The organism is Psychrobacter sanguinis (assembly GCF_020736705.1).
In the GTDB taxonomy this organism is placed as follows: domain Bacteria; phylum Pseudomonadota; class Gammaproteobacteria; order Pseudomonadales; family Moraxellaceae; genus Psychrobacter; species Psychrobacter sanguinis.
In genome coordinates this window covers 3,246,504-3,268,462 of sequence record NZ_CP085990.1, presented here as the reverse complement: position 1 = coordinate 3,268,462, position 21,959 = coordinate 3,246,504, and the positions used below count along the sequence as shown (strand labels likewise).

Sequence of the window (21,959 nt, the reverse complement as noted above, 5' to 3'; positions counted from 1 at the left end):
TAATTACGCAGCCTGACGGTAGAAATCAACCCAAACCTGTCTTGGCGATCTCATACCTAAATCTTGCTGAATCCTCGTTTGGTTGTAATCTAACTCAATATATTTGATGATACTGTTAATAGCCTCAAATCGAGTTCTATAATTATGATGATATACCAACTCATTCTTTAAGACGCCCCAGAAGCTCTCTATTGGTGCATTGTCGAAACAATTACCTTTCGCACTCATTGAACCTTTAAAACCGTGTTTACTGATGATTGTGCGATAATCATCGCTACAGTACTGACTACCTCTATCTGAATGCACAATAAGACCTTGGCTAGGTTGTTTATCCTTGATCGCTTTATTTAAGGCCTTACAGACTAAATCAGCCTTCATACGTTTATCGATAGCGTAGCCAACCAATTCTTTGGTATACAAGTCTTTAACACCTGCCAAATAAAGCCAACCCTCATCTGTCCAAATATAGGTGATATCACTGACCCATGCACAATTAGGACGATTGACGCCAAATTGTTGTTTAAGCAAATTAGGATAGATTCGCTTGTTATGGCCTGAGTCCGTTGTCACTTTAAAGCGCTTATGACGTCTACATTTGATGTCATGTTCTTCCTTGATACTACGTACCATATACTTGCTGACATCGTGCCCTTGTTCACTTAAGTGTGCGTGTAGACGCTGATAACCATATCGCTCTTTAGTCTCACTGTGAGCAGCTTTAACAAGTAGCTCACAGTGATTACGATGTATTTGCTGAGTACTGATATCACGCTTCGTCCAGTCATAGTAGCTTGATGGTTTGATATCAAGGATTTTACACATGCTGGTAATGCTAAATTCATATTTGTGATGGTCAATAAAGGCGTACCTTACTGACCGTTCCTTGCAAAGTACGCCGTGGCCTTTTTTAGTATCTCTCGCTCTTCTTGTGCAATCTTTAACTCTCGCTTTAAACGCTTATTCTCTTCAATAACGGCCATTAATTCAGAATCAAACTGTTTAGTACCTTTGAGCTTACCTTGATTAGCTTTCCGTTGCCAATTAGCTAGCGTTTGCATTGGTAGCCCTAACTGCCTTGCTGTGGCACTGACATTGCCACCATTATTTTCTATTGCTTTGACCGCTTCTGCTTTAAATTCTTCACTATATCTCTTAACTTTCTTAGTCATGGTAAACTCCTATTTGTCTTCTTTAGTTTACCAAGCTTTTGTCTACGGTTTTTTCAGCATACATCAGTATTTGAAGTCTGCCAATCAGGGTTATGTTGATGCTCAATTTAATATGGGGGTAATGTATCATACAGGTGTTGCAGGTATTACAGATCTTGAAAAGGCTGCTAAATGGTATATAGAAGCCGCTGGTCAAGGGCATGCAGACGCGAGACATAACCTCGATCTAATAACACTCTAAAACATTAAGTAGTTTCTTTAAGGAATATCCTAGAGCAACCATTCAAGTGCTACCTGTAGTTGGATAATAGACCACTATTTGATTAGGAATATCCAACTACTAAAATATCAGCATGAGATTTCTACTTTCTATTAATAGAGAAGAAAGTACGGCGGTATGGATGCCTCACTAATCTTTTTTCTCAAAGAAATAGAGGTTAAGAATGCTCTTCTCAAGAAGGTATATACCGAATAACATCTAAAATTAGATATCTTATAGAGTGTATTTCAAAAAGAGGTAGCCTCCTCAAGGCTCAAAGAGCTTGTTCAACATTATATTACAGTCAGAAGTATTAGCGCATGTTTTATAATACTCCCGGAAAACTAGACCAAAAAATTGTAGCAAATAAGATAGAATAACCTTTAGAAAAAGAGGTCTATCTAATGACAAAAGTACGTAAGCGTCACAATGCTGAATTTAAAAGCAAAGTCGCCGTTGAAGCCATCAAAGAACACAAGACCCTCAACGAGTTAACCACAGAATATGGGGTTCATGCAACCCAAATCAGCAACTGGAAAAAGCAGGCTTTGGCAGTTATCCCTACTGCATTCAATACCAAACAGCAAGCCAACGAACAAGCCCAGCAAGCTATTATCGATGAACTACATAGGCAGCTAGGGCAAGTTATAAGCGAAAGAGACTGGCTTAAAAAAAAGTCCTTACAGCTACCCTGAGCACTCGTAAACAACTGCTAGAACCTGACAACAAGGATTTTAGTGTTCGTAAGCAATGTGAATTACTCAGTATCAACCGCTCAAGTCTGTACTATCAGCCAAAGCCCATCAGCGAGCTTGATATTACCCTGATGAACCTGCTTGACCAGCAGTACACCAAGACCCCATTTTATGGGGTTAAACGCATGACAGCGTATTTGAGGCAACTAGGCTATCAAGTGGGAGAAAAGCGAGTTAGGCGCTTACTACGGCAAATGGGGCTAGACGCTATTTATCAGCATCCTAACACGAGTAAGCCTAACTCTGAGCATCAAGTTTACCCGTACTTGCTTAGGCATGTACCGATTAGCCGTTGTAATCAAGTGTGGAGTACTGATATCACCTATATTCGCCTAGCCAAGGGCTTCGTATATTTGATGGCGGTGATAGATTGGTACAGTCGTTATGTTCTAGACTGGTCGCTATCTACCACGCTTGAGGCGGATTTCTGCGTGGATACGGTGAGCAGCTTATTGCACAATGGGTTACGCTGTGAGATTTTTAATACAGATCAAGGCTCTCAGTTTACCAGCCCAAGATTTACCAGACCGCTCATTGAGCAGGGTATTGCTATCAGTATGGATGGTCGCGGTAGGGCACTGGATAATATCTTTGTGGAAAGGCTTTGGCGGTCAGTGAAGTATGAATGCGTGTATTTGCGACAGTTTGAGACAGTCAGTCAGGCAAGAGCAGGTTTGAAAGAGTATTTCGAGTTTTACAATCATGAGCGTTTACATCAGTCGCTCGATTACCATACTCCTGCACAGGTTTATCTGGCTAACAATAGTTCGGATAATAAATCGTTTTATCAACCCAACTCTATCTTAATTTTATGATAATTTGGTCTAGACATTGGGGAGTACCTTATTTAGCCTACCTGATCTTTGACATTAAAATAATTCGCCATTACTATCAGCTAGAGACAGCAGAGTGTAAATAGCAGATAGCCAAGGTATTAGTTAAGCCCACGAATAGTCAGCAGAATAACAACTGCGGTTTTAAATTTTGCATCTATAAAACGCAGTGGTGAGATTGTTCTGTTCACTGTTAAAGTTATCCTAATAAAAAAAAGCATCAGTGCTAAGCATTGATGCTTTTTTGCTCCAAATATATTATTGAGACCTTTTAACTGTATTTGTAATTATCTTGCCTTAGTTTTATACCGATCACAATAAACTTACTATATTAACAGGCCTGCCAAATAATCTTTCGTACTCTTTGACTGAAATAATAAATAAATAGATAGGTCTACAAAAACATACCCCTTTAAAAGGTTCACATATATTTAGCTTAGCAAGGAACATTAAATGGCAAAGATATCATTAACAAAGTTCTATATTCCTTATGAGTTCAATAAACAGCACCTATATTTATGCTACTGATATATAAATAAAAAATTAGTCTATTATTAATCGAAAAAAGGCATCAATGTTTGAAGCATTGATGCCTTTTTTCGATTAAAACCTCTAAATAACTTGTATCACGTAATAAAAAGTAGAAATGCCAAAATCTTATTCTTACTTTAATAAGATTTTATGTTCAGTACTTCATGTAGTGTAAAAATGGACTGTTGTTTCTTAACTTACTAAACATACAAAAAATAATATATTTTAATATTTAAGTAATACTTAATCTACAGTGCTTATGAATAAGAGCTATGCTCACTATAATACACATAATTAAAAGGCTTCATATATATACAACATGTAGTACAAAGCTTTTCTAGGTAGTGTTTTTTATTGAGCTGTTAAGTAATATTGATATTGTTGGTTTGTTTTTTAGGTCAGTAAGGTTTAGTAAAAGGATTTTAAAGTGACAAAAATGGTTAGATTGTCCTGGCTGGCGAAGCAAAATATTTTGATAGATGAATCTATAAATGAGCTATATAAACTATATCAATATCATTTGGTCAATGAGATTACCCGCGACAAGCATTGCCACCTATTGCAATATCTAATACAACAACCCATTGCTCTTCACCAGAAAGTTAAAGGATCCTACTGGTTAGCTAATAACTTTGGTCTACTAGTGCTATTAAAAAAAGAATCCCTTTCTCAAAAGCTTCTGGGTAGTAAGTTAGAGATTATTAGTTGGAGTAAGATTAAAAATCTAAAAGTTAACTTAGTGATTGAAACATTGAGCGTTTTACAGGCAATTTCTAGAAAGAGATCAAACCTATGTCATGTTGAGATATATAAGGTACTAAAAAGGCAGTTAAAGCAAGATGAGTGGAACAGTATTTTAGGAAAAAACAAGTTCACAATTGCTGATTATCTAGAGCGGGTTGGCATATCACAGTCTACTTTCGATCGTTCACGAGGTCGTATGCTATGACAGATTCAGTTGAAGACATGGTAATTATCGATTTATCTGATTTAAAGATTGCTTTGGAGTGTGCCACATCAGTGTTAGACACAGAATTATGTGCAGCTTTAAATGAGTTGATAGTCAAATTGCACCTTAGTTTAACTACTGAAGAGACTTTTAAAGGCGAAGAGGTAGATCAGTTAGCAAGCATTAAGTCGTACAAATATGAAATATCACGAAAGTGGTTTAAAGGTAAGTCGTTTAAGCACCAGCTTATCGCAATACTTATAGATGCTGCCAAAAATGACATGCATAAAGCGTTCTGGGTAGCAATAACTGATGTATGCTGAAAAAACCGTAGACAAAAGCTTGGTAAACTAAAGAAGACAAATAGGAGTTTACCATGACTAAGAAAGTTAAGAGATATAGTGAAGAATTTAAAGCAGAAGCGGTCAAAGCAATAGAAAATAATGGTGGCAATGTCAGTGCCACAGCAAGGCAGTTAGGGCTACCAATGCAAACGCTAGCTAATTGGCAACGGAAAGCTAATCAAGGTAAGCTCAAAGGTACTAAACAGTTTGATTCTGAATTAATGGCCGTTATTGAAGAGAATAAGCGTTTAAAGCGAGAGTTAAAGATTGCACAAGAAGAGCGAGAGATACTAAAAAAGGCCACGGCGTACTTTGCAAGGAACGGTCAGTAAGGTACGCCTTTATTGACCATCACAAATATGAATTTAGCATTACCAGCATGTGTAAAATCCTTGATATCAAACCATCAAGCTACTATGACTGGACGAAGCGTGATATCAGTACTCAGCAAATACATCGTAATCACTGTGAGCTACTTGTTAAAGCTGCTCACAGTGAGACTAAAGAGCGATATGGTTATCAGCGTCTACACGCACACTTAAGTGAACAAGGGCACGATGTCAGCAAGTATATGGTACGTAGTATCAAGGAAGAACATGACATCAAATGTAGACGTCATAAGCGCTTTAAAGTGACAACGGACTCAGGCCATAACAAGCGAATCTATCCTAATTTGCTTAAACAACAATTTGGCGTCAATCGTCCTAATTGTGCATGGGTCAGTGATATCACCTATATTTGGACAGATGAGGGTTGGCTTTATTTGGCAGGTGTTAAAGACTTGTATACCAAAGAATTGGTTGGCTACGCTATCGATAAACGTATGAAGGCTGATTTAGTCTGTAAGGCCTTAAATAAAGCGATCAAGGATAAACAACCTAGCCAAGGTCTTATTGTGCATTCAGATAGAGGTAGTCAGTACTGTAGCGATGATTATCGCACAATCATCAGTAAACACGGTTTTAAAGGTTCAATGAGTGCGAAAGGTAATTGTTTCGACAATGCACCAATAGAGAGCTTCTGGGGCGTCTTAAAGAATGAGTTGGTATATCATCATAATTATAGAACTCGATTTGAGGCTATTAACAGTATCATCAAATATATTGAGTTAGATTACAACCAAACGAGGATTCAGCAAGATTTAGGTATGAGATCGCCAAGACAGGTTTGGGTTGATTTCTACCGTCAGGCTGCGTAATTAAAATCTCCCAAGTTTAGGTGTACGGATTTGACGGCAGGGGTCAAACCTTTTATCATAGCTTGTTATTAAAAGCGCATGGAAAAGATAAAGAGTCTGAGCGGCTGATTAAGCGCTTTAAAACAGCCTACTTTTATCAAACACAAAACTACCAGTGGATTTGGAAAGAATTGCCAATCCTAACTAAGGCTGAAGGAGTAACATCTTCTTTTATTTTAGACACTTTTTCTTTAATGCTGGATAAGTTGAACAGAAACAAAACTCAAGTTGAAGCAGACAGATTAAGAGGAATAGTTGAAACTGAAGCAACAAAAAAATTTAGAGATAAAAAGCTCAATCAAATAAACGAAGTTAAAAAATACATAGAAGCTGCGTATTACCCACATCGTAAAAGCCAAAAAAAGCCATCAAAGCCAAAGACGAAATCTAAAAGTAGTGGCACTGATAAAGATAAAGGAGAGGGGCGAACTAAAAGAATCAGACCACCCAAACTCTCAGATAATGTCACAAAAGCACCTACTGCTTCTTTGTCAAATAATATAGACAGCTCAAATAATGGAAAGGATGGGGCAGTAGTAGATACTATCTATTTACAGGATACTACTACAGAGTATTCGACTCTTGAAGAAGCTGTTGATGTCATGCCATCTAGAATTAATACGTACTGGTTGAATCCTCAATTCCAAAAACGTAAATTACAAAGTTTTGGCATAGATGATGTAGATTTTAGCGTTAAACAGCAATACATGAGTTTGCGAGAGCATGAGTTTCTTTCAGATATAAATATGCTTTCACCTGCATCTTGCAAACTTGTATTTAACCAGTTGGCATATGACTTGAAGAGTGAGGATAAAAATACAAGTCTGATGGCGGCACCCTTATTCCTTTCATTAATCACAGCGTGTCCAGTGCCAAGCTTGATTGAAGAGGGTTTTATTGAACAATCAGGGTTATTCTATATAGGTAAACGTAAAGGTTATCTACAGTCGAAACTTGGGGTAACTACGATAGAAGAATACAGTCACAATAATTTAAATAGCACGGACCTAATTAAAATACCTCTGCCTGTTAGTTTGCTAAAAACAGCCATAGAAGCATCTAAAAGCAAAATTAAAATAAAAGACATTAAAGCCTATGTAAAGAGTATAAAAGAAAGTCTCGGGATAGTGTATTTAACCATTTCTAGAATTGAGTCAGCGCTACATTTTCTTTTGAGACGATATGTTGAAGGTAGTAACTCTCATATAGCTGATATTCTTTGTCGGATTGATGCAAGTCAAGCACCCGCTATATTTTATAGTAGCCATTCCCATCAGGAGCTAATAGGGCACTATAAAAAAGCATTGCAACTCCTAAATATACATAACCTTTTTGATCTTTCTTATATCGACAGTTCTTCAGAAGACTTTCTGACAGGCTCGGGCTTTGCATTAAAGACAGAAAGTGTCAGATTGTTTTTTCAACGGCTCAAGAGTTGGGTTATAGAGAGCCAGTGCCATAAACAGCTTTTTAATCGATTCAGTATCTATACATGGTATGGCTTCTGTATATTAACAGGGACTCGGCCTAACAATAAACTACCTAATGCTAAAAGCCTAGACCTTGAAGTTGGCTGGTATCAGGTCGCCGATAAGTCTAATAAAGTGACACAGAACCATAGGTTAATACCACTTTGCGGTTCGCTTATAAAGCTATTTAAACTTTATAGATCCTACCTTGTAGCTATTGATAAGCCTTTCCTTGAAACATTTAGTACAGCTGTCTATTTGATTAAGACGGCTCAAGATATCCCTTTTCTAAACCTCTCAAATACTGAGTTGAATGATTTGTCACCGATTACAAGAGGTGAAGCTTCTAAGATAGTACAAAATCTAACACCATTTCATGATCCATATGGGGTAAGGCATTTCGTCAGAGTGAACTTAGAGCGACAAGGGCTAAGTATGACCTTAATTAATGCAGTCATAGGACATGAGAAGAATGAGGAACAAGCACTGCACTCATATTCCTCAGTAAGTAAAGCAGCAATTAAAAGTGTTGGGTTAAACTTTGAGCAAATAGCTTTAGAGCTTGGTTTACAGGACTTTAGTGACATCATCTACAAGATTATAGAGGTAAATCCTTTTGTTAAAGAGTATATATCCCCCGAAAATAGTTGATGGTTATGCCGAGCCATTTGGCGACCCTGGATATCAGCTACTGGTTGATGAGCATCATGTCAGTACTGCTCGTTATGAAAAATATAAGCACAATGTGGCTCTACAGAACATGTGGGATAAGTGCTTGAGACAGCAGCAAACTTCATATGATGATTATGAAGCGAAACAAAAAAGTCTTAAGTCTGTTAAGAAGTATATAAAAAGATTTTATGAACAATTTTTTATAGGTGCTCAATTATTTACATTTGTATCGCAGGGCTTCTCCTGTACGAGCTATCATCCATGGGATAGGGTTGTAAAAACCTATCTTTCTGATTTAAATAAGAAGAGCCAGGTCTTATCACCGAAGTCATTTGAAGAGTTTCAGGCTATGGTGGCTGATGACCTAAAAAGACATTTTAGTAAAGGCAGACGTTTTGAAACTGCTTTTAATAGGTATGTGAAATTTATTGATTTTATAAATAAAAACTACCTTCTTAAGCCTTCTCATTATGCCTTACCCCAAATTAATAAACCAAGCAGAAAAAATCCTCTTAGTATTGCAGATAGTTGGGTAGCTGAAAGTAAATATATTCATGAAACGATTCAATTAGTAGTCGACTATTGGGGAGAGAAAAAGAGAAATTCTGAAGAAGAGATAATAGCCAGTCTTATTTTTTCAGGCATTGTTTATGGAGGGATAAATGATAAAGACTGGCTATTGCCATGGCTAACTCAATGTCTTAATAATCAGTTACAGCCATTCGTAGACTACACACTACAAACTACAATTAGGTATGGCAGCGCCAAATATGGAAATGAACGGATTGAATATGAATCAGACTCACTGAAAAGACAAAAATTAAATTCAGAACTATTCAACAGCCATCAAATTATCATCGACCCTATCAGCCAGTGCTGGCTGGTACGCTATTATAAATTACCGACCGTTAAGCTCAACAACTGCCTTTCATTAAATGATATTGAAAGGCTATTAAAAGAGTTTCTTGAAACCTTACTCGAGCCACTTAGCATACCAGTACCCACCCTTAGCCAACTTTTAAAATCTGCCAGTTATCATTGGGAAATTCTTCCAGGGGTTAAATTGAATCAAGCATTAGTGAGTGTCTTGCAAGGATCTATTAAGACAGTAGGCTTATTAGAAGATAGTTTTAATAATTTTATGAGTGCTAAGTATAGCTACTGCACAAACCCTTACTCGCTTCATAGTAATAGCTATAGTTTACAAAGAAAAAACTCAAAGGCTCATCTGCCTCCCTCTAAAGTAGATTATAAAAAATCAGACATTGTTAGCTTCTTAAAAGAGCAACTAGAGGAAAATCTTTCTAAAAAGTACAGGTATCCTACTTTTATTAAAAGTAACGCGACATTTAATAAGTTATCCATACTAATCAATGAACCGATTGTTTTAAAAAACTGGTTTATTTATGGCATAAAAAAGGAGATTAGTGCTCAGCTGATAACTAATCGAGAGCTATATGAGAAAATTTTGGTTCATTGGGTTATTGAGTTACTAAAGGAGTCACAGAAGCGTCAGCTAAAAACGATTAATGGATATCTTGGTAAAGTAGGTAATGAGTGGTGTTATTTTATGTCTCTAACCCAAGAAGACTTAACTAACTGGGATGAGGAAGATTTCATTGAGTTTTATGACGGCTTGTTAGAATTCAAATCCGTTGTTCGAGATAATAAAGCCATCGATCAGCCCGCTAATCTGCTCCAACGTATACATAACGTAGGTGTTAAGTTTTATGGATTTCCGGCTGTGACGATTGAGCAGGCAAAAATGCAAGTTAAAGTAAGAGCAGAGTGGCTTTCTGTTCAAGGTTATCACAGCATTCTTAGACAAATACATTATTCGGCTGAGCCTACAGAAAGGGACATGCTGATGCTTTTAATAGTTTTGACCTACCGCTGTGGTTTTAGAAAAAAAGAGCTGCTTGGTATTCAAATTAGAGATATAGAGGGGTTACAGTTAAATGAGCCCTCTATCATTGTGAGGTCTAATACCTACCGTGAATTAAAAAACCAGAGTAGTAAGCGTCGTGTTCCTATCTATGCATTATTAACACCCCGTGAGTTGGCTTTATTCAGTCGCTATGTACTATCTAAAATAGGCCAAGGCTCTGGGACTTATTTGTTCAGCACGATGGCATCAAAACATCCAATAGATGCAGACGTGCCATTAGAGCTTTTACGAACGATGATGGGCTATGTAGGTGAGAGTAGAGCGATTACTTTTCATGGTTTACGGCATACAGCAGTTACTAACTTAGCTATTCTGACCAGCGCTAGTCCCAGATTGGTTACTGCATTAACAGGATACTCGGAGAAAGATATTAAGAGAGCTTTGACGGGTCTAAACGGTGTAAATCACGATGGATCTGATAAATGGAAGGCATTAGCACGAGTGGTGGGACATCTTACTCCAAGCCGGAGTTTTGAATTTTATTATCATGCAGCTGCTCTAATCGCAACTTATGAGCTGGCTAATGCTGATATTAAGCTGCCCAAAAGAGCTTTTATCAATATAACAGACATTAAAAGTAGGGCTCTAAAAGACAATAAAATTGTCTCGGATGAGAATGGATATGTTTCCATCAAGTCTGCAGTGCCTTGGCTATATAGACAAGTTACTCAGCCTACCCAAGAGCGTCGAAAGCCGATTAAACATAATATTATGCTATCGACTCTTGATGATCAAACAGAGTCGGAGATTTTTGGAGTGGCTATTTCTGATACATTATTAACACGATATGCTATTCATCAAGTATTAACGTTGTTGACTACAATAGAGAAGAGTTATCTCAATCCAAGTCCTAATGCTAAAGACAGAGTTGCAAAACAGACAATGTTATCTGGATCGTCAAAGGCAGTAATTAAACCAGAAGATGCTGAAGAGTTATATAGAAGAGCTAAGATTATATCGAAAATAAGTTCCTCAACGCTTCAAAAAGAGAGCTATCGCTTCGTTACAGATAAGCATAAATTGCTGCCAATGCGTATTTATGAGTATATTGAACACGAATTAATGGCTCTGATGTATAAAGGGTTTTTAAAGCTAAGGGAAGATTGTTGGAAAGATTATAACTGGTACTTGCATATAGTGGCGCAGCGCATAACGTCGACTCATGCCAATATATCTTTCCCATTAAAGGAGTTTGAAGAGCTTAAACGCTTCGTAAAAGACTTAGTAGTGGTGAAGAATGGGTGTTCCCAAGTGACTTGAAAAGAAGTAATGATCATGTCAAAGACTTAAGCGGTAGTTACAAGACTATCTCTCAAAAGGCTGGCTTGTATATTACACCTCATGATTTACGCCGCACATTTGGCACAGTGGCTAATAGTTTAAACGTTAACTACCCTGTACTAAAAAGACTATTAAACCATCGTGAAGCAAAGTCTAGCGATGATGTGACATTACAATACATTCAAGTATCACAGCGCCAGCTTCGAGATGCTTTAAATGAAATAGAGGCCTTATACTGCAAACGTATCAACCTGAGTCAGAAGGATGTTATTGAAAAATTACTGTAGATTAAATGGTTGAATAAACTATGCTTTCATAAAATCTCAGGTATAAAAACCAGTAAAACTAATAGTATTATTCTGTTCAGAAGAATACACTTCAAGGTTTTTATTATCTCTAGTTCTATGACTTCAGAATTCCGAAATCCCTGTATGATATAGATCTTAACTATTTCTAATGGTTTTTTAAATTGTTAGGTGGATTGATTATTATCGGGGTTTGATGCTGATGCCAGTTTGAGTGGTGGTGAGCGGCTTGGTTAAGCCATGAAATTTATTGTCATCAAGCTGACGGCTACAAAGCCATACCCCAAGCCCATCATGAATGAATACTTTTAGGCGTGTGCCTGCTTTGTTGTAAAACAGGTAGGCACAGTGAGGGCGAATGCTTTGATGCTCGGTGAGGATGTGGGCCAGTAGTTTGCCACTACCACATCGCATGTCCATGGGCGTGGTGGATAGCCAGATGTGAGTGATGGGTATCATTGCAGTCCTCGTAGTAGGTCAATCAAGCTTTGAGTGTCTATTTGGGCAATGTTGAGGTTTATCGTCCCAGATGCTCGAGCTGTGGTTTGCAGTTTGATGTTCTTTATGACGGAGGCTGAGCCTAGATGCGCACCTTCAGGCTCAAGATGAATTGGAATAAAGTGCGGGTTTGTTGGATCATCTGGTCTGCTTATAGCGCCAGGTAATGTGTCAGCTTGAGCATGTGCCCGCTGATACTGGCGTTTCCAGTTATGTAGAAGGTTTTGGTTAATGCCATGCTCTCGAGCGATACTGGCAATTGATCGACCTGAGTCTGTCGCTTCTTTTACTAAAAGCGCTTTAAACTCAGCGCTGTAAGTTCTGCGTTTGGGTGTGTTAGGGTATTGTGTTGTCATGTTAGTGTCCACGATTATTTGTTCATGGACACTATCTCGCATTTTTTAATAGAAAAAAAGATGGGATGGTCGGATGCTTACAACGCTTCATAAGTATTACTCAGAAGTTATTACCTAACAAGCATGTATTAGTTACTACTAATAAAGAGCTACTTTCTAAACTCAGTAGCCTCGAATCTGTGAGAGGAATTAAATACATAAGCGATGATATAGTCTCTACATATTTAGTCGGAGTTGGTATACCTAATACCGTTAAAGATACATCAAAAAAATGGAAGTATTCTTCGGTTCTAAGATTTGCTGTGCATATGTTTTTAATTATGGATGAGGATATTCCGTTGAAAGACTAATAGTAAGCCTCATCGTGGAATATTATTTTACTATCTCATCGATCAGATAAGATCTAGCAGGTATCAATTCGCGCTTTCAACATCTTCCCGAGTGATATTGACTCAGCATATGAAATAAATAGAGTACGTTTAAAATACGATTAATTAAATATATATATAGTTTATTGAACTGTATATCTGATAATCTATTTTTATGTTTCTTTAATTGGCAATAAAAGCTATGAAAACAAAAATTCTAGGCAAACTAAACCCAAAAAGCTACAACCCACTACCTTTCTTTATTGAAAAGGTACCGGCAGGATTTCCTTCGCCGGCATCAGGTTATATAGAAGCCAGTATTGACTTGAACGAGCTTTGTATCAGCCACCCCAACGCAACCTTTCTAGTGCGCGCCGGAGGATTGTCTATGATTGATGCAGGCATTTATCCTGAAGACCTATTAGTGGTAGATCGTAGTCTAGAGGCTCAACACTGTGACATTATTGTTTGTGCGGTTAATGGTGAGTTCACTGTTAAAGAGCTTTGTCTTGAGCCAACCCCTAAACTAGTCGCTTATAATAAAGATTTTGATGATATTCCATTGAGTGATGATATTGAATTTGAAGTCTTCGGTGTGGTCAAGAACATTATTAGAGAGCTAAAGCGTGGCCGTGGTCAAAATCGCCGTGCTGATTTCTAAGAATAACTCTTCTACTAAATGTAATATACTTTCCTCATTATTCCTTCCTTGCGCTACTTTTAAAAAATAAACGACAACGAACGTCGTAAAGAATCATTAGTCGCTATTTTTTATCTGTTAATTCTTGCTATCTTACTAAAGAATAACCCTGATACCTTTATTGATTTAATTATCATAGTGTAGGCTAGATAAGGATAGCTCATGTATGCCCTGATTGACTGTAATAGCTTCTATGCCTCCTGTGAGAAGCTGTTTAGGCCTGACCTTAAAAACAAGCCAGTCGTTGTGTTATCAAATAATGATGGGTGTATCGTTGCTCGGTCCAAGGAGGCTAAGGAGTTAGGTATCAAAATGGGCGTACCTTACTTTCAAGTTAAAGAGTTTTGTAAAAGAAATTACGTTGAGGTATTTAGTTCCAATTACGCACTTTATGCCGATATGTCTCAGCGAGTTATGAGTACTTTAGAGTCGTTGTGTCCTACTGTTGAAGTCTACTCAATTGATGAAGCCTTTTTGTATTTAGCTGACTATCCTGTGGCCATGCAAGACTTAGATGCTTATGCCAAAAAAGTTAAATATATTGTTGAGCGGTACACGGGCATTGCAGTTGGGGTAGGTGTTGGTGAAACTAAAACTCTGGCTAAGTTGGCCAACTATGCGGCCAAAAAGTATCCTGCTACCAAAGGGACATGTGTGCTCACTAATCCCAGATGGATAAGGCGCCTGATGCAGATTACGGATGTAGGGGAGGTGTGGGGGGTTGGTCGACAGTATAAAAATAGGCTCAATACAATGGGCATTGAGACGGTATATCAATTGGCCGTTTGTGAGCCAGGGAAAATACGACAGCACTTCGGTGTGGTGTTGGAGCGTACTTGTTTAGAGCTTAATGGACAGGCATGCTTGGGTATGGAAACCGTTGAGCCTAAGAAGCAAATCATTTCCTCCCGATCTTTTTCGACACGTATTACTTGTCAAGAAGAGCTGGCGGAAGCGATATGTGGTCATGCTGCAAGAGCAGCCGATAAGTTACGTCGTCAACAAAGCGTATGCAGCTTTATGACTGTGTTTGCTAAGAATAGTGCATTTAATAAACGAGAAAGATATACGCCTATATCGGGCCAATATCAATTTGACACGCCAACAGCAGATACTAGAAAGCTGGTCGCTGCTGCAAGAGTGGTGCTAGCAAAAATCTATAAAGATAATATTCGTTATGCTAAGGCAGGGGTGATGCTATCAGGGATTTGTCAGCATGATGAGATACAACTTGATTTATTTGAGCAAGAAGAGGCAAGCGGTGCTAATACTGATAAGAAGCAGGCACTTATGGCGGTGATGGATGAGCTTAATACAAAGTATAAAGCAGACAGACATCAGCAAAATGCTTTGTTTGTCGCCAGTGAGGGAATAAGAGAGAAGCAGGAATGGCAAATGAATCGCCAGCTATTGAGCCCTTGTTATACTACTCGGGTTAGTGATTTGCTTGTTGTTAAGTAATTTAATTAATCATAAGTTATGGGTTGTTTTATTAAATGCTTATGACAGGATTGCACCTAATTGATATGATTACAGAATTTACTAGATTAACTGAGGGTCGCGAACGATATGATTGATGCAAGTAGAGGTATACATGACATTAGAGATTATGTAGGCGACTTAATAGGAGGAAGTCTGTTAATAGCAGAGACTCGTATTATTGCAGAGACTCTGCTAAAGCAGTTGCCTGAAGATGAATGGCGTGCCTTAGTCATAGACCAAAACATTCTACAGAAAAAATCTGTAAAAACCTCTAGCCGTTACGTTCGTGTAATTAGGACGCGCATTGAAGGGCTAGGTAAGGACTTTATGAGTGCACTGGTTACTTCTACGGAGCGAGCTTACATACAACTCTTATTGGTTGCAGTTATGATTAACTCTCCAATAGTAGAGGATTTTATGAGGCTAAGCTTGGCGGAGGCTAAAAGAACTTATAAGCCTAATCTACCAAGTACTGCTTGGCAAGATTTCTATGAAACACAGTCACTGAAGTATCCTGATCTGAATAATTACTCTGAATCAACCATAAAAAAACTGGGGACTAATGTTATCAAGATATTAGTGCTTAGTGGATATCTTAGTGATGCTAGAAAAAGAGAGATTTATCCGGTGTATCTAATGCCAGAAGTAAAGGAGTGGTTGCTACGCTTAGATAGAGCAGATTTAATCGAAGTTATGGAGTGTACTCTATGAAAGCTTTACAGCGTCGCTTAGACTTAATCATTGATAGGATTGAAAGCCCAAAGTTTTTAAAGAATGATGGGCTAGGCAATGAGATTGGCTTTTGGGTTTTTGACTACCCTGCTAAGCATGAGTTGTTGGTTCGCGAACATTTACAGTTAATGACCAACAGGCTTCAGAGTAGAGGGTATAAATTTGAAAATTTAAACATATTTCAAGTCCTTGTCACGATGTTAGAAGAACGAGGTCTATTTGAGCGTGCATGCCAGCGTGAGAAAAAGGTAGGTGTTGAAGCCATTAAGAAAACTCTTTCAGGACCTTTAAGTCAGGAGAAAGTAGCGAAGTTCATAGCAAGTAACTATGATATTGAAGAAATGGATTTTCTTATTCTATCAGGACTAGGAAGTGCTTGGCCATTGGTTAGAGGTCATGAGTTGTTGAGTGCATTGCAGGATGTTATGGGAAGCACACCGATGATCTTATTTTACCCTGGAGAGTATAGTGGTACAGACTTGCATCCTTTTGGAATAATCGATTCGCAAAACTACTATCGAGCTTTTAAGTTAGTTCCTGAGTCTGGCAATGAAAGTAAATATTAATAATAAGCTATAAAGTTGAGAGGGAAATATGAATATTGAAAGTATTTTTTCTAAGAAGTTAACTCGGAATATTAACGGTGTTGTTAAAGCAGAGGAAAGAGATAGTGAACAGATATTTGTTGAACTAGACGAATATGTAGTAACTCGCGAACTACATAAGCACTTTAATGATTTCTTTGATGTTTATTCCCCATCAGGTACATCGCAAGGTGTTGCTAGCTCTGGAGATAACGGGGTTTGGATCTCGGGTTTCTTTGGTTCAGGTAAATCCCACTTTTTAAAAATACTTTCGTACTTATTAGAAAATAACGTTGTTGAAAAAGATGGTCAGCATCGTAGAGCGGTTGATTTTTTTGAAAATAAAATCAACGATAATATGCTTTGGGCTAATATTCAAAGCGCAGGTGAAAAAAATACCGATGTTATTTTATTTAATATTGACTCTCGAGCTAATACTGAAGATCGTGAAAATGCCATCCTAAAAGTCTTTTTGAAAGTTTTTAATGAGCGACTAGGTTATTGTGCTGATTTTCCTCATATTGCGCACTTAGAGAGACAACTTGATGAGCGTGGTGAATATGAGGCATTTAAAGAAAAGTTCGCCGAATTATCAGGGTCTGTATGGGAAGATGAGCGTGATGCTTATGACTTTTATAGAGATGAAATAGCTGAAGCCCTAAGTTTTGCTACTAAGCAGTCCTTAAGCTCTGCTACGCAAATGATTGAAAATGTAGAGGAGAACTTTCCATTAGATATTCAAAACTTTTGTAAGTGGGTAAAAGACTATTTAGATTCTGAAGAAGATAAAAATATTCTTTTCTTGGTCGATGAGGTAGGGCAGTTTATTGGTCGAAATACTCAGATGATGCTCAAGCTTCAGACCATTACTGAGAACTTAGGTACTTACTGTAATGGAAGGGCATGGGTTGTTGTTACCTCTCAGGCAGATATTGACGCCGCTATTGGGAGTATGAACAAGGGTGAAAGCCAAGATTTTTCAAAAATTCAAGGTCGATTCAAGACGCGCTTAGCATTGTCTAGTAGTAATACCTCAGAGGTTATTCAAAAAAGATTGCTGTCTAAAACGGACAGTGCTGAGGCTAGACTAAATGAAATCTTTGCTGAAAAGGGCGACATACTTAGAAACCAACTGTCTTTTGATAAAACCACAACAGCAGAGTTAAAAGGCTATACCGATAGTAAGAGCTTTGTAGATAACTATCCGTTTATTCCTTATCACTACATACTTGTACAAAAAGTTTTCGAATCTATTAGAACCAAAGGTGCTACAGGTAAACACCTTGCGATGGGTGAGCGCTCATTACTAGATGCTTTCCAGAATGCAGCTAAGCAAATTAAGGACAAAGAGCTTAATGTATTAGTGCCTTTTCATAGTTTCTATGCGGCGATTGAAAGCTTTCTGGAACCAGCTGTAAAGAGAACTATTGACCAGGCTTTAGAGCTAGACTCACTCTCTGAGTTCGATGGAAAAATTCTAAAAACGTTATTTTTAATACGCTATGTAGATATTGTAAAAAGTACTTTGGATAACTTGGTTACCTTATCTATTAGTACGATAGATGAGGATAGAATAGCGTTACGTAAAGATATTGAGGAAAGTCTTGGTCGTCTAGAAAGGCAGCTTTTAATCGCTAGAAATGGTGATGAATTTATATTCTTAACAAATGAAGAAAAAGAAATTGAGAATGAGATTCGTCATACTGACTATGAGATTTCTGAGGTTTCAAATAAATTATCTTCTATTATTTTTGATAATATCCTTAAAGGTAATAAGGCCTATCGTTATCCGGTGAATAAACAGGATTTTGCAATCAGTCGTTTTTGTAATGGGCACCCTAAAGATGGAACTCAGCTTGAAGACTTGGTTTTGCAAGTGATATCCCCTTTAGATACTGACTACAATAACTTCTCAACCGATCATTACTGTAAAGAATATAGTCTTAAGGATAATGGTAGCGTATTGGTTAAGTTAGGAGAAGATAAACGACTATGGGACGACTTAACTACTTATGTGAAGACTGATAGATTTCTAAAGCAGAATTCAGGTCAAAGACGTGAGCAAGAGCATTTGCTAAGAGAAAAGCAAATGGAAAACATTGAGCGAGAAAAGCGTTTTATCACTGAGTTTGAGTCTTTGCTTTCTGAGGCAGATGTGTACGCCATAGGTGCTCAAATACCTAAGAAGTCGTCTTCTCCAGCAGCTATTTTAGAGGAAGCTTATAAGTACGTTATTGAGAATACGTTTGGAAAGCTGAATATGTTGAAAGCTTCAGATGGTGACGTATTAAGAGAGATTAATGCGGTTCTGACAGCAGATGATTTGGCTCAGATTGGTCTTGATCTTCAGACAGAAGAGAATAACCCTTCAGCTTTACTAGAGGTTGAGCAGTATATATCGCTAAACTTCGAGCGTAATATTCCTGTCACCTTACGTGATATCGTGACTCATTTTAGTAAGCGTCCTTACGGATGGCCAGATAATGACATTTTACTTCTTGTGGCAAGATTGGGGCTGGCTGGCAAAATCTCCTTGACTTCCAATGGTACGAATCTACCACTTAAAAAAGCTTATGATGCTTTTACAAGTGTTAGAAAGCGGGCTGAAGTAAGGGTTAATAAAGTAAGAAGTCATGGCGAGCACCAACTAAGAAAAGCAGCGACCTTAGTTAAAGACTTGTTTGGTAAAACTTTTACGGGATCTGAAGAAAAAGAACTCTACTCTTTGATAACTACTGAACTAAATGCTTGGTGTGAAAAGCTTAAGAAATATCAGAGTGTGGCTCAAAGCGGTCAGTTTCCTGGCAAAAAAGACATAGAAAGAGGCATTGTTTTAATTTCGGGCATATTAGAACAAGGTAATAGTTACTCACTGATCAGTCGTTTTATTGAAGATCAAGAGCCTCTAATGGACTTCGCAGAGGATTTTGAAGACCTCGAAGACTTCTATGACGGTCAAGTTGATACATGGCGTCAATTGGATTTGGCATTGAATCAACGCTTTAAGGCAAATAGGTCTGTATTAGTAGAGCATCCCGAAGCAAAAAAAGCCATTGAGGAGCTAGAGAGCATCTATGCTATGGCAGAACCCTATGGCAAGGTTCGCCATATTAAGCCTTTGATTGAGAATATTGAAGGTATCAATAGTGAGCTGATTGAGCAAAGAAAAGAACAAGCGCTTAAGAGTGTTGACTCAAAAGTTGACAATATTCAAAGAGCGTTAGATCAAGCTTCAGCACCTTCTGAGGTTAAAAATAAAGCTCTATATCCAATAAGACAATGCATTGAAAGAATAAAGCAGACAGACTCTATCCATCAAATAAAGAGCGAAGAAGCAGACTCTGTTGATTTAGAGTATCAAGCATATGATGTCATTAATGAGTATATCGAAGAACAGAATAGCCAAGCTGATGCTGCTACTGGAAATGTCGACTCTACGGATATAGGGACTAATCATATTGAACCTACCTCTATTACCGCTCCTTTAAGAAAAACAGTGACTATTAGCCCAAGTCATTTGATGAAGTCTGCTATACCTAATGGTGTAATTGAGAAAGAAGAAGATGTAGAGGAATATCTATCTGTATTAAGAGACGCACTAATGAAATCTGTGGTCAACGGCGACAGAGTTATTATTAAATAGTAGATAACTTTATCTAATCTGAATTTACGAAGGGTTATGGCATGTATCAAGCAGGCGGAACAATTAAAGACTTATTGGACAAGGTAGCAGAACAGCAGTATCTGCTACCTGCTATACAGCGAGAGTTTGTGTGGAAGCCAGAGCAAATATGTAGGCTTTTCGATAGTCTATTACAAGATTATCCCTTTGGTACTTTCCTGTTTTGGAAAATAAAGCCTGAAAATCGTGAAAAATATCAATTTTATCAGTTTATGCAACACTATCATGAGCGTGATAATTATCATTGTGAAAATGTTTCTAAACTACCTAATAGAGAGTTTACAGCGGTATTAGATGGTCAACAAAGGATTACTGCACTAAATATAGGTTTGCGAGGTTCATTTGCCTGGAAATTAAATGGTAAATGGTGGAGCAATGATGATGCCTTTCCAGTGCGGTATCTATATTTGAACTTATTAGGTGAGCCTAATTTAGAAACAGGATCTAAATATCAGTTTGAGTTTCTTACTGAAGATAGAAGCAGTAACGTTTCAGATTCTGAGTATTGGTTCAAAGTTGCTAGAATTATGAATGAAGATGAAGATGATCTTGTAGATGAGGTACAAGATAGTGAGGTATTAAATGCTGATCAAAAGAGAGAGGCTAGAAAGGCTTTGCGTGAGCTTTACCGTACTATCCATTTCAAAGATAAGATTGCTTACTATGAAGAAAGTGATCAAAGCTTAGAAAAAGTGCTTAATATTTTCATTAGAATGAATAGTGGTGGCACCACGCTTTCTTACTCAGACCTTTTATTATCAATTGCTGTGGCTCAATGGGATGATTTAGATGCTCGAGAAGAGATTCATAGCTTAGTTGATGAGATGAATAGAGTAGGGGATGGCTTTAATATCTCCAAGGACTTGGTATTGAAAGCAGGTCTTATGCTTTCTGATATTGGTAGTGTTGGCTTTAAAGTAGAGAATTTCAATAAAGAAAATATGGCTATCTTGGAAGCGAACTGGCATTCAATAAAAGAAGCACTGATATTGTCAATGCAGCTACTGGCAAGCTATGGATTTAATGCACAAAATTTAAGAGCCAATAGTGCAGTACTACCCTTAGCCTATTATTTATACCATCGTAAGTTAGATTTGTCTTATTTGTCCCGTGTAGAGCATGCTGAAGATAGAGAGCGTATCCGTCACTGGTTAGTACGTTCTATGCTTAAAGCCTCAGGGATTTGGGGAAGTGGGTTGGATACGCTTCTAACCTTACTTCGTGCAGATATCCAGCAATTTGGAAGTGATAAATTTCCGGTTGATAAAATTGAATCTACTATGCAGCAAAGAGGTAAATCATTACGCTTCGATGATGAAGAGATAGCTGAGCTGGCTGAGCTTGGTTATAACAATCCTAGAACATTCGCTCTACTAACATTGATATTTCCGGGATTTGACTTCTCACATCACTTTCATGTTGATCACATTTATCCCAAAGGGCTGTTTACTAAGAATAAACTTACTAAAGCAGGAGTATCTGAAGAGTTACAGGATCAAATGATTGAGGCGTCTAATAGGTTGCCTAATCTACAACTACTTGAAGGCTCAGTTAATAACCAAAAAAGACAAAAAATGCCACATGACTGGTATTTGCAACAGTGGCCAAATTCAGAAGCCAGAAAATCACATTTACAGTCACAAGCGATCTCTAGCCTTCCAGAAGACTTACAGGACTTCATGAGCTTTTATAATCAAAGACATGAAACTTTATTAGCACGTATAAGAATGGCATTGAGCTCTAAATAAACTTTTAAGCTCTATAATCAAACCCCTCTATACAAATAAAACCAATTGAACCAAATA

17 protein-coding genes are annotated in these 21,959 nt (G+C 37.7%); 14 read left to right on the top strand and 3 right to left on the bottom strand.

The annotated features are described in order from the left end of the window. Window positions 1-3: 3 nt before the first annotated feature. A protein-coding gene (locus LK453_RS13750; RefSeq protein ID WP_201542363.1) for an IS3 family transposase occupies window positions 4-1,169 on the bottom strand; the annotation gives its coding sequence in 2 pieces (ribosomal slippage) (window positions 4-911 and window positions 911-1,169; 1,167 coding nt in all). Window positions 1,170-1,182: 13 nt separating this feature from the next. On the opposite strand from LK453_RS13750, the gene LK453_RS13745 reads away from it, so the two are divergent. The 8 genes from LK453_RS13745 to LK453_RS13705 all read left to right on the top strand — a co-directional run bounded on the left by LK453_RS13745 (window position 1,183) and on the right by LK453_RS13705 (window position 11,734). Beyond that, complete coding sequence (locus tag LK453_RS13745; protein ID WP_201542391.1) at window positions 1,183-1,410, top strand: tetratricopeptide repeat protein; 228 nt, start codon at window positions 1,183-1,185, stop codon at window positions 1,408-1,410. 422 nt (window positions 1,411-1,832) lie between these two features. After that, window positions 1,833-2,998, top strand: a protein-coding gene (locus tag LK453_RS13735) for an IS3-like element ISPpy1 family transposase (RefSeq protein ID WP_169393513.1) whose coding sequence is annotated in 2 segments (ribosomal slippage) — window positions 1,833-2,106 and window positions 2,106-2,998 — 1,167 coding nt in all. Because the reading frame shifts where the segments join, the coding sequence is not laid out codon by codon here. Window positions 2,999-3,974: 976 nt separating this feature from the next. After that, on the top strand, window positions 3,975-4,496 hold the full coding sequence (locus LK453_RS13730; RefSeq protein ID WP_201542349.1) for a hypothetical protein: 522 nt from the start codon (window positions 3,975-3,977) through the stop codon (window positions 4,494-4,496). Continuing rightward, window positions 4,493-4,819, top strand: coding sequence for a hypothetical protein (locus tag LK453_RS13725; RefSeq protein ID WP_201542351.1), 327 nt, complete (start codon window positions 4,493-4,495; stop codon window positions 4,817-4,819). The genes LK453_RS13730 and LK453_RS13725 overlap by 4 nt, the downstream gene beginning before the upstream one ends. 53 nt (window positions 4,820-4,872) lie before the next feature. Then, a protein-coding gene (locus LK453_RS13720) for an IS3 family transposase (protein WP_201542363.1) occupies window positions 4,873-6,038 on the top strand; the annotation gives its coding sequence in 2 pieces (ribosomal slippage) (window positions 4,873-5,131 and window positions 5,131-6,038; 1,167 coding nt in all). 20 nt (window positions 6,039-6,058) lie between these two features. Further along, complete coding sequence (locus tag LK453_RS13715) at window positions 6,059-8,197, top strand: hypothetical protein (RefSeq protein ID WP_201542275.1); 2,139 nt, start codon at window positions 6,059-6,061, stop codon at window positions 8,195-8,197. Continuing rightward, complete coding sequence (locus LK453_RS13710) at window positions 8,163-11,426, top strand: site-specific integrase (protein ID WP_201542267.1); 3,264 nt, start codon at window positions 8,163-8,165, stop codon at window positions 11,424-11,426. The genes LK453_RS13715 and LK453_RS13710 overlap by 35 nt, the downstream gene beginning before the upstream one ends. Then, window positions 11,423-11,734 carry a site-specific integrase gene (locus tag LK453_RS13705; RefSeq protein ID WP_265088915.1) on the top strand — a complete coding sequence of 104 codons (312 nt, stop codon included), beginning with the start codon at window positions 11,423-11,425 and terminating at the stop codon, window positions 11,732-11,734. The genes LK453_RS13710 and LK453_RS13705 overlap by 4 nt, the downstream gene beginning before the upstream one ends. A 201-nt stretch (window positions 11,735-11,935) precedes the next feature. Here LK453_RS13705 and tnpB read toward each other — a convergent pair whose 3' ends face one another. Continuing rightward, complete coding sequence (tnpB, locus tag LK453_RS13700; RefSeq protein WP_201537898.1) at window positions 11,936-12,211, bottom strand: IS66 family insertion sequence element accessory protein TnpB; 276 nt, start codon at window positions 12,209-12,211, stop codon at window positions 11,936-11,938. After that, window positions 12,208-12,606 carry a transposase gene (locus LK453_RS13695; RefSeq protein WP_227945140.1) on the bottom strand — a complete coding sequence of 133 codons (399 nt, stop codon included), beginning with the start codon at window positions 12,604-12,606 and terminating at the stop codon, window positions 12,208-12,210. The genes tnpB and LK453_RS13695 overlap by 4 nt, the downstream gene beginning before the upstream one ends. 570 nt (window positions 12,607-13,176) lie before the next feature. Here LK453_RS13695 and umuD point away from each other — a divergent pair. The 6 genes from umuD (at window position 13,177) to LK453_RS13665 (ending at window position 21,902) form a co-directional block, all read left to right on the top strand. Then, entirely contained in the window at window positions 13,177-13,635 is a 459-nt protein-coding gene (gene umuD / locus LK453_RS13690; protein WP_201542145.1) for a translesion error-prone DNA polymerase V autoproteolytic subunit, read from the top strand. A gap of 201 nt (window positions 13,636-13,836) precedes the next feature. Continuing rightward, complete coding sequence (locus LK453_RS13685) at window positions 13,837-15,135, top strand: Y-family DNA polymerase (RefSeq protein ID WP_201542143.1); 1,299 nt, start codon at window positions 13,837-13,839, stop codon at window positions 15,133-15,135. A 108-nt stretch (window positions 15,136-15,243) separates the two neighbouring features. Beyond that, entirely contained in the window at window positions 15,244-15,867 is a 624-nt protein-coding gene (locus LK453_RS13680; protein WP_201542141.1) for a DUF1819 family protein, read from the top strand. Next, entirely contained in the window at window positions 15,864-16,454 is a 591-nt protein-coding gene (locus LK453_RS13675) for a DUF1788 domain-containing protein (protein ID WP_201542139.1), read from the top strand. The genes LK453_RS13680 and LK453_RS13675 overlap by 4 nt, the downstream gene beginning before the upstream one ends. 28 nt (window positions 16,455-16,482) lie before the next feature. Further along, window positions 16,483-20,115, top strand: coding sequence for a BREX system P-loop protein BrxC (gene brxC / locus LK453_RS13670; protein ID WP_201542137.1), 3,633 nt, complete (start codon window positions 16,483-16,485; stop codon window positions 20,113-20,115). A gap of 41 nt (window positions 20,116-20,156) precedes the next feature. Further along, on the top strand, window positions 20,157-21,902 hold the full coding sequence (locus tag LK453_RS13665) for a DUF262 domain-containing protein (protein WP_201542135.1): 1,746 nt from the start codon (window positions 20,157-20,159) through the stop codon (window positions 21,900-21,902). Window positions 21,903-21,959 lie beyond the last annotated feature (57 nt).